Origin of the sequence: Ohessyouella blattaphilus (assembly GCF_024721265.1) — a bacterium.
GTDB lineage: Bacteria > Bacillota > Clostridia > Lachnospirales > Lachnospiraceae > Aequitasia > Aequitasia blattaphilus_A.
The window spans coordinates 454,704-470,060 of the sequence record NZ_JAMXOC010000001.1; the positions used below are offsets into that span (position 1 = coordinate 454,704).

13 protein-coding genes and 1 tRNA gene are annotated in these 15,357 nt (G+C 43.6%); 1 reads left to right on the top strand and 13 read right to left on the bottom strand.

What is annotated here, in order from left to right; translation table 11 throughout:
- Positions 1–131: 131 nt before the first annotated feature.
- The 12 genes from NHH16_RS01965 to murB form a co-directional block, all read right to left on the bottom strand.
- Positions 132–2,243, bottom strand: a complete 2,112-nt coding sequence (locus tag NHH16_RS01965) for a glutamine synthetase III family protein (RefSeq protein WP_262067953.1) — start codon at positions 2,241–2,243, stop codon at positions 132–134.
- A gap of 264 nt (positions 2,244–2,507) precedes the next feature.
- On the bottom strand, positions 2,508–3,620 hold the full coding sequence (locus tag NHH16_RS01970; protein ID WP_262067909.1) for a GntR family transcriptional regulator: 1,113 nt from the start codon (positions 3,618–3,620) through the stop codon (positions 2,508–2,510).
- Positions 3,621–3,645: 25 nt separating this feature from the next.
- The gene (gene mmsB / locus NHH16_RS01975) at positions 3,646–4,821 is read right to left on the bottom strand and encodes a multiple monosaccharide ABC transporter permease (RefSeq protein WP_262067910.1); all 1,176 of its coding nucleotides are present in this window, start codon (positions 4,819–4,821) and stop codon (positions 3,646–3,648) included.
- Positions 4,822–4,823: 2 nt separating this feature from the next.
- Positions 4,824–6,383, bottom strand: coding sequence for a multiple monosaccharide ABC transporter ATP-binding protein (gene mmsA / locus NHH16_RS01980; protein WP_262067911.1), 1,560 nt, complete (start codon positions 6,381–6,383; stop codon positions 4,824–4,826).
- 89 nt (positions 6,384–6,472) lie between these two features.
- Positions 6,473–7,585: a multiple monosaccharide ABC transporter substrate-binding protein gene (chvE, locus tag NHH16_RS01985; protein ID WP_262067912.1), complete on the bottom strand. Its 1,113-nt coding sequence runs from the start codon at positions 7,583–7,585 to the stop codon at positions 6,473–6,475.
- 343 nt (positions 7,586–7,928) lie between these two features.
- The gene (locus tag NHH16_RS01990) at positions 7,929–9,302 is read right to left on the bottom strand and encodes a sodium-dependent transporter (protein ID WP_262067913.1); all 1,374 of its coding nucleotides are present in this window, start codon (positions 9,300–9,302) and stop codon (positions 7,929–7,931) included.
- 94 nt (positions 9,303–9,396) lie between these two features.
- Positions 9,397–9,468, bottom strand: a tRNA-Glu gene (locus NHH16_RS01995).
- Positions 9,469–9,494: 26 nt separating this feature from the next.
- Positions 9,495–10,430, bottom strand: coding sequence for a diacylglycerol/lipid kinase family protein (locus NHH16_RS02000; protein WP_262067914.1), 936 nt, complete (start codon positions 10,428–10,430; stop codon positions 9,495–9,497).
- A 12-nt stretch (positions 10,431–10,442) separates the two neighbouring features.
- A complete protein-coding gene (locus NHH16_RS02005) occupies positions 10,443–10,697 on the bottom strand; it encodes an HPr family phosphocarrier protein (RefSeq protein ID WP_262067915.1) in 255 nt (84 codons plus the stop codon).
- Positions 10,698–10,712: 15 nt separating this feature from the next.
- The gene (whiA, locus tag NHH16_RS02010; protein WP_262067916.1) at positions 10,713–11,594 is read right to left on the bottom strand and encodes a DNA-binding protein WhiA; all 882 of its coding nucleotides are present in this window, start codon (positions 11,592–11,594) and stop codon (positions 10,713–10,715) included.
- A 16-nt stretch (positions 11,595–11,610) separates the two neighbouring features.
- Positions 11,611–12,462, bottom strand: a complete 852-nt coding sequence (gene rapZ / locus NHH16_RS02015) for an RNase adapter RapZ (RefSeq protein WP_262067917.1) — start codon at positions 12,460–12,462, stop codon at positions 11,611–11,613.
- Positions 12,463–13,368 carry a UDP-N-acetylmuramate dehydrogenase gene (gene murB, locus NHH16_RS02020; RefSeq protein ID WP_262067918.1) on the bottom strand — a complete coding sequence of 302 codons (906 nt, stop codon included), beginning with the start codon at positions 13,366–13,368 and terminating at the stop codon, positions 12,463–12,465.
- Between the two features lie 149 nt (positions 13,369–13,517).
- Here murB and NHH16_RS02025 point away from each other — a divergent pair, with 149 nt between their 5' ends.
- Positions 13,518–14,786 (top strand): HlyC/CorC family transporter, encoded by a 1,269-nt coding sequence (locus tag NHH16_RS02025; protein WP_334304480.1) that lies wholly within the window; start codon positions 13,518–13,520, stop codon positions 14,784–14,786.
- A 79-nt stretch (positions 14,787–14,865) separates the two neighbouring features.
- Here the strand turns inward: NHH16_RS02025 and rpiB are convergent, their stop codons facing one another.
- Positions 14,866–15,303 carry a ribose 5-phosphate isomerase B gene (gene rpiB, locus NHH16_RS02030; protein ID WP_262067920.1) on the bottom strand — a complete coding sequence of 146 codons (438 nt, stop codon included), beginning with the start codon at positions 15,301–15,303 and terminating at the stop codon, positions 14,866–14,868.
- Between the last annotated feature and the right edge of the window lie 54 nt (positions 15,304–15,357).

A 15,357-nucleotide genomic window follows, 5' to 3' on the forward strand; every position in this document is an offset into this window, starting at 1 on the left:
TGACACCTGATTACTGATTAATTAGGCAAGGAAAAACCTTGTGCTTAGAATACCATAGTTATTCTGGTATTAAAAGCACAAGGCCCTAAAAATCATAAAGATTTCATATTCTGATGCCAGGGTTCCCAGTTCTATACTTCAAAAAGTAAATCTCCGTAAGAAGGCATTGGCCACGCTTCCTTATCCACCTTCATTTCTAAGGTATCAATTGGCTTACGTAGAGCCGCCATCGCTGGCATCACTTTATCGTAATAGAAATGAGCCTGCTTTTCGCCTTCTTCCATCGCTGCTGCTTTATTCGTCACTTTAACCAAAGCGTCTAGAGCTCTCTCAGCCTTCGCTAGAAGGGCATTCACTTCATTCAAATGATTAACCTGGACGCTATTATCAGCTCCTGCTTCTTTAACTACCAAGGCTGTTTTCGCCAAGGTTCCCGTGTATTTGATAACGGCAGGAATCAGTTGCTTACTAGCCATATCGATCATCGTTCTAGCTTCGATATTAATCGCCTTCGAGTAATTTTCATACTTAATTTCCGCTCTTGATTCAAGCTCTGCCTTAGTGAAAACGTGAAATCTTTCAAATAGCTTGAATGATTTCTCGGTTACCAGTGCTGGAACTGCATCAATTGTTGAGCGTAAGTTTGGCAGACCACGTCTCTTGGCTTCTTCCAACCATTCTTCTGAATAGCCGTTGCCGTTAAAGATAATCCGTTGATGCTTCGTCATGTATTCCTTCATTAAATCGTGAACAGCTTTTTCAAAGTCGTCCGCTTTCTCAAGAATATCGCAGGCATCGCAGAAAGATTCTGCCACAATAGTATTAAGAACGATATTGGGTGAACCGATGGAATCACGTGAACCAACCATCCGAAACTCGAATTTGTTACCGGTAAAGGCAAATGGTGAGGTTCTGTTTCTATCGGTGGCATCCTTTGCTAAGTCTGGAAGTGTCTTTACACCTGTCATTAGCTTACCGCCCTTTTTACTGCTCTTTGCTTCACCAGTATCTACAAGCTGCTCTACCACGTCTTCTAATTGCTCCCCTAAAAAGACAGAAATAATAGCCGGTGGCGCTTCATCTGCTCCTAGACGGTGATCATTTCCCGGGTCCCCTGCTGAGTTGCGCAATAAATCGGCATGCATATCGACAGCTCTTAAGATACACGCTAGCACAAGAAGAAATTGAATATTTTCATGAGGCGTCTTTCCTGGCTCTAATAAATTCTTTCCGGTATCCGTCGTTAATGACCAGTTGTTGTGCTTGCCTGAACCGTTAACACCAGCAAAAGGCTTCTCGTGCAATAAGCACTTAAGACCGTGGTGAGTTGCTACTCGTTTGAGAGTCTGCATAATGATTTGGTTATGATCTACAGCCACATTGGCCTTTGCGTAAATCGGAGCGATTTCGTGCTGAGCAGGGGCTACTTCGTTGTGCTGAGTCTTGGAAGACACGCCCACCTTCCATAGCTCTTCGTTAAGCTCTTTCATGTAAGCACCGATACGCTGGCGAATCGTACCGAAATAGTGATCGTCAAGCTCTTGGCCTTTTGGCGGCATCGCCCCAAAGAGCGTCCGTCCTGAATAGATTAAGTCTTTTCGTTGCTTGAACTTCTCGGCATCTACTAAGAAGTACTCTTGCTCTGGTCCGACAGAAGGAGTTACCTTCTTAGCCGTGGTATCGCCAAAAAGGCGAATCAGTCGTAGTGACTGCTTATTAATGGCCTCCATGGAACGAAGAAGCGGTGTCTTTTGGTCTAGTGCTTCGCCTGTATAAGAACAAAATGCTGTCGGAATACATAGCGTTGCCCCAGCGGCATCGTGTCTCACGAACGCCGGCGAGGTACAATCCCAGGCTGTATATCCACGAGCCTCAAAAGTCGCCCGCAAGCCTCCTGAAGGGAATGAAGACGCATCTGGCTCGCCTTTGATTAATTCTTTTCCGGAAAAACTCATTAGCACCTTACCACTCTCAAGCGGTGCGGAAATAAAAGAATCATGCTTTTCTGCCGTTACTCCGGTAAGTGGTTGAAACCAATGCGTATAGTGGGTAGCACCCTTTTCAATCGCCCATTCCTTCATTTCGTGGGCAATGACATCGGCTGTTGCAAGGTCAAGTTCCTTGCCTTCCTCTATTGTTTGCTTTAGATCTTTGTAGATTTTTTTTGGCAGGCGTTGTTGCATAACGCTCTCATTAAATACATCTTCTCCAAAAATTTCAGCTACTTTAATCGCTTCGCTCATCTTTCCCATCCTTTCCTTCTAGCCCTTTGTACAATTTAGTTCACAGAATTTTCTCTTGCATATTAAAATGGAATTTGCCTCTGCAAATTCCTGCGCCTTCGGCGTGTGCGTATGCACAAAAAACGTTGCGCCGAAGTGCGCATCTCTAGCAGAGCTCTTTTTATGTAAGAGAAAAGTTCACAGAACTTTCTCTTACATAAAAAGAGGGCGATCCAAACGATTATTGGAACGCCCTTGTTCTAACTAATGCATAGTATATATTAACTACATACGAAAATCAAGTATTTTTTTAACGGATTCTCTTTCAACCACCTTGGGTTCAAGCTCTAGGTTCTCCTGTAAACCGTGTCCATTTATCAACTCCATGATTCCCAGGGCCGCCAGTTTCCCTAAATCTTCAATAGGATTTTCCACTGTGGATAAGGGAATCTGAGCAAAATGAGCCAACTCCGAATTATCAATTCCCATAATGGATAGTTCTTCCGGTACACCAATCCCTTGATTAAGGCAAATATTTTGTAGCTTAATTGCCACTTCATCGTTATAGCACACACAGGCGGTACAATTTTTTAGCCGTTTAGTAATGAACGCGTAATCTGCATCCTCAGCCGCTAATAATTCCGTATCAATCCACACCACGCGCTCCCTCTTAACCTCCACACCAGCCGCCAAAAGGGCATCCTGATATCCGGAAAAACGCCGCCGTCCTTGCCCATCATCCGCTTTAAAGATACCACCGATTTCTTTGTGACCGCACTGAAGCAGGTACTCTGTGGCAATCTTTCCTGCGGCGTAGTCATTCATACTTACATGGGGTACTTTCACATCTTCATAGTAACTATTGAGAAAAAGCACTGGGATACCTCTTGCTAATAACTCCCGGTAAAAATGAGTGTTCGGATTAGGCAAACCGCTCGTAGTAGGCTCCACGATTACACCGTCGATATCCATATTTTCCAAAAGGCCCTCGAGAATCTGACGCTCCTTACCGATGGCATTATTAGTAAACGATAGCTGAATGCTGTATTCGTTGTTATGTAGCACCTTTTCAATCGCTTGGATAATCGGCGAAAAAATATACTCATTTATATACGTGGTAATAACAGCGATGCGATTCGTTCGCTCTTTCGGCGAAAGAACGTTCACCTCTCCGTGCTCCGGCAAAATATTGATAAAGGTCCCGCTTCCTCGGCGCCGTCTCACAATCCCTCTGGTCTCGAGATCGGCAATGGCTCGGCGGACGGTTTGACGACTAACGCCAAACAGGGCCACCAGCTCATTCTCCGAGTTTAATCGGCTTCCATCCTTTAGCTCACCAGACTCTATTTTTTTATAAACCCAATCGAGAATAACTTCATACTTCGGTTTATCTTTCATTCTTACCCCTTATATATCGATTACTTTATTTCTTCTTTTTCGAAAGTACGTCAAAGGTAACTGCACCTAAAAGAACAAGACCTTTAACAACCTTTTGAATGTCGGTAGAAAGACCCATCAGCGACATACCGTTGTTGAGTATTCCCATGATAAACGCTCCTACTACCGCGCCCACAATCGTTCCGATACCGCCAGCAGCCGCCGCGCCACCAATATAACAGGAGGCGATGGCATCCATCTCAAACCCTTCACCGGCTTTTGGAGTAGCCGCTGCATTACGGGCCGACAAGATGATACCAGCAACAGCCGATAACACGCCCATATTGGTGTATACCCAGAAGAATACTTTCTTCGTGTTGATACCTGATAATCTAGCAGCTTTCGCATTGCCACCTAGCGCATAGATTTGGCGTCCAGCCACGGTTTTTTCCGTAACAAAATGATAAATAACCACAATGATAAACATAATAATTAATACCACGGGAATGCCGTTAAGCTGAGCGAGCTTAAAGAAAAAGAACCAAATAATTCCAGAAATAAGCACTACCTTAATGACAGATTTGAAAAAGGCAGGAACTGCAAATCCATACTTTTTCATCGTCCGCCGAGAATGCATCTCTGAGAAGATAATCGCTAGCGTCGCCACCACAGCCACCCCAATACTAACTAAATCTAGGTGACCATCACCGAAAGGAATCTTTACCGAAGGCACGAAACCTGCTGCATAGTACACGTAATTATCTGGAAGAGGTCCTACAGTTTGTGCTTTTAGTAAGGTATAAGTAAGACCACGCCCCATCAGCATCGTCGCTAGAGTAACGACAAACGGTGGTATTTCCAGTACAGAAATAAAGAAACCAACAAACATTCCCGATGCCAAACCAATCAAAATAGCTACTAAAAATGCTACTGGGTAAGCAATTTTCATCTGCACTACCATAATCGCGGCGACAGCCCCGGTTACAGCAACAATAGAACCTACACCAAGGTCGATATTACCAGTCAAAACACATAGTAACATACCTGTTGCCAGAATAACAACGTAACCGTTTTGCATAACTAGGTTGTTGATATTAAAGGGAGTTGCATTCTTCCCTCCAGTTAAAATATTAAAAACGATAAAGATGGCAATCAGGGCAATAAACATCCCATACCCCTGAATACTAACTGACTTTGTTTTCTTTGCTTTTTGTTCTCCCATTTCTACGCGTCTCCTTTCCTATTATCAGCCATAACACAGCCCATAATTCTTTCCTGTGATAAATCTTCTTTATATAGTTCGCCGGCAATCCGACCTTCATTGATTACGTATGCTCGGTCGCACGTTCCAATTATTTCCGGCAACTCAGAGGAAATAACGATAATAGCCTTTCCCGCCTTCGCCAGTTCGTTGATTGCCGTATAAATCTCGTATTTTGCCCCAACGTCAATTCCTCTGGTAGGTTCGTCGAGAATCAAGACATCTGGCTGAGCGAGCATCCACTTCGCAAGAACAACTTTTTGTTGATTACCACCCGAAAGAGAGCCGACCTCTTGGTTAATAGAATTGGCTTTTACATTAATTAGCTTTTTGTACTCTTCTGCTTTTAGAATCTCTTTATTTTTATCAACAATACCGTGGTTGGAAAAATATCTACGCAGAGCTGCCATCGACATATTGTGCTTAATATCGTCAATCAGCACCAGACCGTAAGTCTTCCGATCTTCGGAGGTGTAGGCGATTTTGTGCTCAATGGCATCCTTTACATTATTAATCTTCACTTCTTTGCCATGCATCTTAATGGTTCCCGTTATCTTCTGACCGTATTCCTTGCCAAAAAGACTCATCGCTAGTTCTGTTCGTCCGGCGCCCATTAAACCAGCAAAGCCCACGACCTCGCCTGCTCGAACGTTAAAACTTACATTTTTAATAATTTGTCTATCGGCGTCCTCTGGATGATAGACGCTCCAGTCCTCAACCTCCATAATCTTTTCGCCGATTTTATAGTCATCACCTTCACGAAGAGGGTAGCGATTCGTCAGCTCGCGGCCAACCATCCCTTTTATGATTCGCTCTTCACTGAAGTCGTCCTTTTCTTTATCAAGTGTCTCAATCGTCTTACCGTCTCGGATAATCGTGATTGAGTCTGCTACATAACTAATTTCGTTCAGCTTATGAGAAATAATGATACTTGTAATACCTTGTTTCTTAAGTTCGAGCATCAACTCTAGAAGTTTTGCACTTTCTTCATCATTAAGTGCTGCTGTCGGCTCGTCGAGAATTAAAAGCTCAACGTCCTTAGCCATCGCTTTGGCAATTTCGATTAATTGTTGCTTGCCAACACCCAGTTTGAACACAGGGATGTTAACGTCCTCATCCTCTAGACCTACACGGGCTAATACAGCCTTCGCATTGGTTCTCGTCTTCGTCCAGCTAATAACCCCTTTGGCCGCTTTTTGTTCATTTCCCATGAACACGTTCTCCGCCACCGAAAGATATGGACTTAGAGCCAACTCTTGGTGAATGATAACGATCCCTTTTTCCTCACTGTCCTTGATCTTGTGGAACTTACATACTTCACCTTTATAGATAACATCACCACTATACGTTCCGTATGGCCATACACCCGAGAGGACATTCATTAAGGTTGACTTACCGGCCCCATTTTCACCACATAAAGCGTGAATCTCACCGCGTTTCACCTTAAAGGTAACATCATCTAACGCTTTAACGCCAGAGAACTCTTTCGTGATATGTTGCATTTCCAAAATAATATCAGACATGTCACCCGCTCCTTTACATTTTTTGCTTCTATCCGCCTATTTTTAAACGGGGCGGTGGAAAAACCACTGCCCCATCGTTTTATACTTTCTTATTCTTCGTTAATTTCTGCTTCTGTGTAGTATTCTGTATCAACTAAGATCTCTTTATAGTTGTCTTTATCTACTGGTTGTGGTTCACAGAGATAAGAAGGAACAACTAATTTACCATTGTCGTATTGCTCCGTATCGTTAATCTCTGGCTCTGTACCCTTAAGTACAGCTTCAACCATCTTTACACACTTTTCTGCAAGGATACGAGTATCTTTGGCAATTGACATTGTCTGAGAACCAGCAATGATATTCTTAACAGCCATCAATTCAGCATCTTGTCCGGTGATTACTGGCCAATCTTCCGCACCAACTTTGTAGCCAGCGCCTTCGCAAGCTGCTTTTACGCCGTAAGATAAGCCGTCGTAAGCTGAGAAAGCAATATCTAATTTCTCGTCTGCGTAGTATGAGCTTAAGATGTCCTCACAGCGTCTCATAGCTGTTTGTTGATCCCATCTCAAAGTGTTTGATTTTTCAAAAGAAGTTTGTCCTGATTTACATACTAAAGTACCTTTGTCGATATAAGGTTGGATAACTTCCATCAAACCATCGTATAACATATAAGCATTGTTATCATCAGGAGAACCCATGAACAACTCAAAAGTATAGGTCTCGGTTGCATTTGCTAAGTCTAATTTTTCTTCTACATAAGAGCCGATCGCGGTACCGATACCTTTGTTATCAAATGTAGCGTAGTAGCTAACAGCGTCTGTATCCATTAACAAACGGTCATAAGCAACTACTGGAACGCCAGCGTCTTTCGCTTGTTTAAGAGGATTGATCAGCGCCTGTGAGTCAATGGCTGCAACTACTAGACAGTCAACACCGGAAGCTAACATGTTCTCTAACTGAGAAACCTGTTGCTGAGGATCATCTTCTGCATATTGAAGATCAACTTTGTAGCCCAACTCTTCAAGCTGAGACTTCATGTTGTCACCGTCTTTAATCCATCTTTCAGAACTTTGGGTAGGCATTGCTACACCAACGGTCTTGCCTTCACCACTTCCACCACTGCTGTCGTCACCACCATCGCCACTATCTGATTTTGGCGTACAACCTACAAAGAGAGCCATTGCCAATACGGCAACTAACAATAAACTAAAAATCTTTTTCATATTTCTTGTTTCCTCCTTTTTGTCTACGTCACTTATGTGTCGTTTCTTAAATAAAACTATATAGTACAACTTGTGGCAAAACAAGTCGTATTATTCCACAAAAGTACGTACAACTTTTTGTACACATTCATTAGTTGTATTGTTTTTCGTCTCAGTTGTATGTAATCACTTCACAAAATTACTGGTATTAAGTTGTAAATATCAACCAATACATACTTTTTGCACAAATGTACTGTCTTTTCTTTTTCATTGTTTTGAACCAATTATGAACATAATATGAACAACGCGAGTTTTTCATAACAAAAAAACAGCTCTTGGCTAAAGAGCTGTTTCTAAGTACTGCTTATTTTAAAAACATGCTGGCGTATCCTTGAACAAAGATCACCAAAATAATCAGCGGCAGGATAAAGGTTAGATAAAAGCGCACACCTTTGGCAACTGGAAACTTTGCCCCCTCGCCAGTGTTGGCTTCTTTAATAAAATTATCCCAGCCCCAACCCCGCTTGCTCACACAAAACAGAAGATAAATTAGCGATCCCAGGGGCAATAAATTATTGCTGACAATAAAATCCTCGATATCCATAATCCCTTTACCGGCAATACTAAACCCTGACCAGTCGGTCATTCCTAGAATACAAGGCAAGCTAAGAAGCAGCAATAAGACGCCGTTAAAGATGACGGATTTCCGAAGAGACCAGCCCCATAAGTCCCGAGCAAACTGAATAATATTTTGAAAAACAGCAATAATCGTCGAGAGCGCCGCAAAGGTCATAAAGAGGAAGAATAGCGCTCCCCAGATTTGTCCACCGGACATTTCGCCAAATACATTCGGTAAGGTAACAAAGACAAGGCCTGGGCCTTCTCCTGGATTGATGCCAAAAGCAAAGCAGGCCGGGAAGATTATGAGGCCAGCCATTACCGCCACAAAGGTATCTAAGGCAGTGACACTAACTGCTTCACCTGGCAAGCTTCTCTCTTTCCCTAGATAGCTACCAAAGATGGCCAGCGACCCCATCCCCACACTTAAGGTAAAAAAGGCTTGACCCATCGCATCGAAAATCGCCTGACCAATGCCCGCCTCTTTCATCTTACTAAAATCTGGTAGCAAATAGAACTTTAAACCTTCTAAGGCATTATCAAGAGTCATGACCCGAATGACTAAGACCACCATAATAAGAAGCAAACAAACCATCATGATAGTTGTCACTTTCTCAACACCATTTTTCAGACCACCTGAGCAAACAATCAAAGCGATAACCGAAATCAGCACCATCCATAAGATCATCTCATTACGATTCGTGGTCAAGTCGCCAAAGACAGCACCCACACCTTCCGGGTCTAAACCGACAAATTTGCCTTGTAGCATCTTTACGAAATAAGCCAGCATCCAGCCGCCAATCGTCGTATAAAACATCATCAGTAAATAATTGCCCGCCATCGCAAAGTAGCGATACACATGCCACTTACTGCCCTTTGGTTCTAGCTCGTCGAAGCTTTTGGCAACACTTTGTTGGCTTCCTCTCCCAACGGCAAATTCCATGATGACAATGGGTAACCCTAACATTACTAAAAATAAAATATAAAACAACACAAAGGCTCCACCGCCATACTTTCCCGTAATATACGGAAAGCGCCAAACATTACCAAGGCCGATAGCACAACCAGCCGATATCAAGATAAATCCTAATCTTGATGAAAACTTTTCTCTCTTTTCCATTGATATTTTTCTCCACTCTCATTCTTGTTTACCTTTTATCTTAAAAATAGCTACGTTCTCTTATAGGTAAGAGAGCGTAGCTACTAGATAAAAGTGACCCCAAGGGGAATCGAACCCCTGATTCCAGCGTGAGAGGCTAGCGTCTTGACCGCTTGACCATGGGGCCGGAAAGGATAAAGCACTACTTTATCCTTATATATTATGCTTCTTGGTAAGCAATTTGTCAATCTTTTCTTTTGGAACCATGATAGTAAGTTGCTGTTTTAGGTTCTCAATCTCCACATCTTGGTGGTTTCCGCCGAACTCGCCGTCTAACGTCCAAGGAATTTCTTCTTCGGAGGTAATGGTAATCTTACTCGCTCGAAAAGTATACATATGCTTCGTATCAATCTGCTCAATCAAAAGCGCGGCTCCTATTTCTTGTAGCTCAATGGGATTGCGCGGACGCTTAATCAGAGTTACCTCAAAGAGCCCATCATCAAAAGCCACGTCCTTACCGATCATATTCTTAAAGCCGCCGACCGACTTGGAATTGGTAATCATACCGTAAGCAAATTCATCTTCCAGGACATTGCCATCATACTCTACCTTAAGCTTATAAGCGGGTACGTTAAATATCCGCTTAGCACCTTCAAAAATATACGCTAGATGTCCTAGTATATTCTTCATCTCCTGAGTGGTCTCGTAAGAAACATCGGTAAAGAGACCAAAAGCCGCAATATAGACGAAGCTATCATCGTTAAAACGCCCTACATCACAGGGAAAGGCGGCGCCGTTTACCGCAACGTCGGCTGCCTGCAGAAGATTCTTCGGAATATGTAAGCTATTGGCGAAATCATTGGTCGAACCAGTAGGGATATAGCCAATGGTATCCCGGGCCCCTATCTCCCTTTTCATCATCGCCGCCACCACTTCATCTAAAGTGCCGTCACCACCGCTACAGACTACTAAATCGTAATCATCGGCTTCATATTCTTTTACCACACGAAATGCATCCCGAAAAGACTGGGTTGGATGAACGGTAACTTTATAACCTGCCTTAACAAAGATGTCAACCACATCCGATAACTTCGTTCGCAGAAGTGCTCGTCCCGCGTGGGGATTGTATATAAAGAGCATTCTTTTCATCACTATCACCTTTTATTCTTTAACCAGAAATCCCTCGATTCCCGCTACCGCTTCCCGTTCATCTGCGCCATCGGCTACTAGGGTTATTTCCTCGCCTTTTAGCAAACGCAGACTCATCATTCCCATAATACTTTTTGCATTTACTTTCATCTCATTCATCTCAATATAGATCTGGCATCCATACTGACTTGCCTCTTGTACTAAATGAGCAATTGGTCGCTCTTCCAAATCCATACTGTTTCTGATAACTATCGGTTTTCTAACCATGTTTCTTCCTCCTAACTAACTCTTGCGCATTTTATCAGCTAATTCGCTAATCTTACGCAAACGGTGATTCACACCAGACTTTCCCAGTGGTTCAGCTAACATTTCCCCTAGTTCCTTGAGAGAGGCTTCCGGATATTCAAGGCGTACTGCCGCGATTTCCCGTAACCCTTCCGGTAAGTTGTCGATACCAAGTCGTTCCTCTAAAAAACGAATATCTTCCATCTGTCGCACGGCTGCTGACACCGTCTTACTTAGATTGGCAGTCTCGCAGTTAACCTTGCGATTGACAGTATTGCGCATTTCTTTCAAAATCCGCACATTCTCTAAGGCCATTAAAGAAATATGACCTTCCATCACTCCAAGCATGTCTACAATCTGAGCACCTTCCTTTAAATAGACCACATAAGAGCCTTTTCGCTCTACAATCTTGCCATCCATCTCAAAGGAATTAATCGCCTTTTGTAGGCGAGTCGCTATTTCCGGCGTCTCGCATACGACTTCGAAGTGATAGGATTTATTCGGGTCACTAATGGACCCCGAGGCCAGGTACGCTCCGCGGATAAACGCTCTTTTGCAACAACCAGCTTGCAAAGAAGCCTTTCTAACCGCAATCAACTCAGGACTTTTTGCCAGTAAACCATAGCTAATCGCCCCAGTCTTTGAGCTCCTTCGTACCACAACATCAGCTCTTATATTAAAGGTTTTTCGGAGCAAAGTAAAGAACTTTATCGCCACATGGCGGTTCTCCGTATTCAGTCGCAAAACCTGGCTTCCATCATCTAGTGTTTTTCCTTCACCGGCAAACAAGACTAAGGCGTCTAGCTCTGCTAAAGCGCAGTGTCTAGCCTTTGGCAAAACCCCTGCTAACTCCTTCTTTACATCTTGCGAAAAAGACATCCCTTATCTCCCTTTCCTATGCATCTCGGTGTTCAAGAAACACCGTGTATTCACCTAGCTCATTAATGGCTTCATATAAGACATTCGCCAGGGTTACCGAGCGGTGTTTGCCACCAGTACAGCCAATCCCGATCACCAAATTGGTCTTACCCTCAGCCGCGTAACGAGGAAGTAAAAAGGAAACCATGTCGATTAGCTTCTGGGCAAACAGCTGGCTATCGGCGCTCTTCATCACGTAATCCCTGACCGGCCGATCGTTCCCAGTTAGACCTCGCAACTCGTCTATATAGTACGGATTTGGCAAAAAACGTACATCAAATAAAAGATCCGCATCGGCCGGCGTACCATTCTTAAAACCAAAGCTTAAGATGGTAATAAATAAACTAGAGTTACTTTTTTCATCTAAGATTCGGCGAATACTCTCCGTCAAATCGCGAAATGCCATATAAGATGTATCAATCACATGATCCGCCCGGTCTTTTACCGGTTGTAACAACTGTCGCTCCAGCTTGATGTTTTCGATAATTCGGTGACCGCGACGACTTAAAGGGTGCTTACGTCTCGTTTCCTGATAGCGCTTTAAGAGCACCTCATCAGAGGCGTCGAGAAAAATAATGTTAAAGTCAAAGCCCTTTTCCTCTAAATCGTTAATCGTCTTTAAACTGCCTTTAAAGTCCTCACCGCTGCGCACATCCAGGCCAATGGCTACTTTCGACGACTTCGTCTCTAAAGACGTTAATAGCTCCGCTAAATTCGGCGTAAGGGCAATCGGTATGTTGTCAATGCAGTAATACCCTAGATCTTCTAAGGTCTTTAAGGCTGAGCTTTTACCGGCTCCTGACATCCCTGTTACTATTTCAAACTTCATCTAAAATTCTCCAATACGTTTGACCTCTGGCTCCAAAGTAACTCCAAACTTTTCTCGCACGGTGGCAATCACAAACTCCATTAAATCCGTTACGTCTTTTGCCGTGGCCTCGTTATAATTGATAACAAAACCGTTGTGCTTCGTGGAAACTTGAGCCCCGCCGATGGTTTTCCCCGATAACCCTGAGTCCTGAATTAGCTTTCCAGCGAAATATCCTTCCGGCCGCTTAAAGGTACTGCCAGCACTTGGATACTCTAAAGGCTGCTTGGTCGTTCTCTGGGTACGTAAATCCGCCATCCGCTCTACAATCGCCTGACAATCGCCCTTTTTAAGCAAAATAGTAGCTCCGAGAACGATATACTTCTTTTTGGCAAAGACGCTGGTGCGATAGCCTAGCTCCATCTTCTCCCGGGGGATATCTAAGAGCTCTCCTGCTTCTGTCAATACCTGTACGCTTTGGAGAACATCCTTCATCTCGCCCCCATAAGCGCCAGCATTCATCATACAGGCACCACCTACGGTTCCCGGAATACCGCTAGCAAATTCAAACCCGGTAAGGCAAGCCTCCATCCCCCGATTCGCTACCGCAGTCAAGGTCGCTCCTGCTGCCGCGCGAATTTCCTCACCAGTGATGGCAATCTCCGAGAATTCTTCACCGATTTTGATAATTACCCCCCGATAGCCTTTATCGCCTACCAGAAGATTGCTGCCGTTTCCACAGACATAATAAGGCATTTGCGCCTCTTTACACAGCTTAATCACTTTCGCAATTTCCGCCGCCTCTCGGGGTAAGACAAGATAGTCAGCCGGACCACCCACCTTAAAAGTGGTGTGATTTTTCATCGGCTCATCTTTTAAAACGCTGCCAGCCGGCAGCACCTCTTGCAATTTATCGTAAAATGTCATCCATCTAATCCTCCGTCTTCTGAATGTCTACAATCATACACTAAAAACACCAAATATTCAACTTTTGCGCCCCTAGATACCTTGCGCCGTCAGCGTTTTTACTGTATAGTGTTGGTAAATATTTTTTTGAATGGAGAGTGATGATATTCGTGGACTCGAGTAGTATTCCGGAGATAATTGCCTTAATTATACTACTGGCACTATCGGCCTTTTTTTCCTCAGCAGAAACTGCCTTAACCACTTCGAACAAGATTCGTCTTAGGGGACTGGCCGATGAAGGAAACAAGAAAGCAAAAACCGTTTTAAAGATAACCGACAAGCCTAGCAAAATGCTAAGCGCAATTTTAATTGGTAACAACATCGTCAACGTAGGGGCAGCTTCCCTGACAACGACGATCACTTATGATTTTGGCGGCCGCTGGGTCGCGCTTGGTAGTGGGATAATCACCCTATTGATTCTTATCTTCGGCGAGATAACGCCAAAGACCTTAGCATCGTCAAACGCTGATAGCGTTTCCCTTGTCTATGCTCCCATTATCAATCTTATCATTAAAATTCTCCAACCTTTCGTCTTTCTGATTAATGCTATTTCTCAAGCCATTCTTCGCCTTTTGGGGATTGATCCCAACAAGCGCAAGGATCAAATGACTGAGAATGAACTTCGTACCATGCTTCACGTTAGCGAGGAAGAAGGCGTAATTGAAAACGAAGAAAAGGAAATGATATACAATGTGTTTGATCTCGGCGACGCCAAGGCAAAGGATGTGATGGTGCCCCGAGTGCACGTGACTTTTGCTTCTATCGATGCTACTTACGATGAGTTAATTGGTATCTTTAAAGAAGATAAATTCACCAGGCTTCCCATTTACCGAGACACCACCGACAACGTGGTTGGAACCATCAATATGAAGGATCTACTTCTCTACGAGAATAAAGAGCACTTTCATATCGAAGATATCCTTAGAGATGCTTACTTTACCTATGAATATAAGAACATATCCGAGCTTCTAATCGAAATGCGAGACTCTTCTTTCAATATCGCCATCGTCTTAGACGAGTACGGCGAGACCTCTGGTCTGATTACCTTAGAGGATATCTTAGAGGAAATCGTCGGGGAAATCCGGGATGAGTACGATGAGGAAGAGGTGGATATTATTCGCAAAATCGGCGACCGAGAGTTTATTACGGAAGGCTCCATTAACTTAGACGACTTAAATGACGAGCTAAATACTCATCTAGAGTCTGACGATTACGATTCCCTCGGTGGGTATATCATTCAGCATCTAGATCGTCTACCGGAAGCTGGCGATGCAATCACTACCCCTTCAGGCATACGCTTAGTGGTGGATTCCTTAGACAAAAACCGAATCGACAAAGTACATATTTATTTGCCCGAAGAAGAAGCTACTGAGGACTAAAATTAAATTTACCTATACAAAAGGGTAGAAACTACAAATTCTGTGGTTTCTACCCTTCTTGTTTTGCAAAACGTAATCTTTATTCTTCTATCTTCATAATCATATCCACTCGTTCACCGTGGCGCCCGCCTTGGAACTCGGCATCTAGCCAAGCGCTAACGATGGCTTTCGCCATCTCCACGCCTACGATTCGCTCGCCGAAGCAGATAATATTCGCATTATTATGCTCTTTTACCAGTCTCGCGGTCACTGGTTCTGAGCAGACTGCTGCGCGTATTCCCTTTACCTTATTGGCGGCCAGCGAGATACCTACACCAGTACCACAGATTGCTACACCGGCATCTACTTCTCCCGCTGCCACTGCCCGTCCTAAGATTTCTCCGTACTTTGGATAAGGAACGCTTTCCTTCGTATCTGTACCAAAGTTTACCACTTCGTGTCCTCGTTCTTCTAAGAGAGCGATAATCTCCTTCTTCAGTTCTGTGCCTGCATGATCATTTGCCATCCCGATTTTCATTTTCCGTACTCCTTTTGCTTTTCGTTTGAATTTATTATATTATAAGTAAGGACA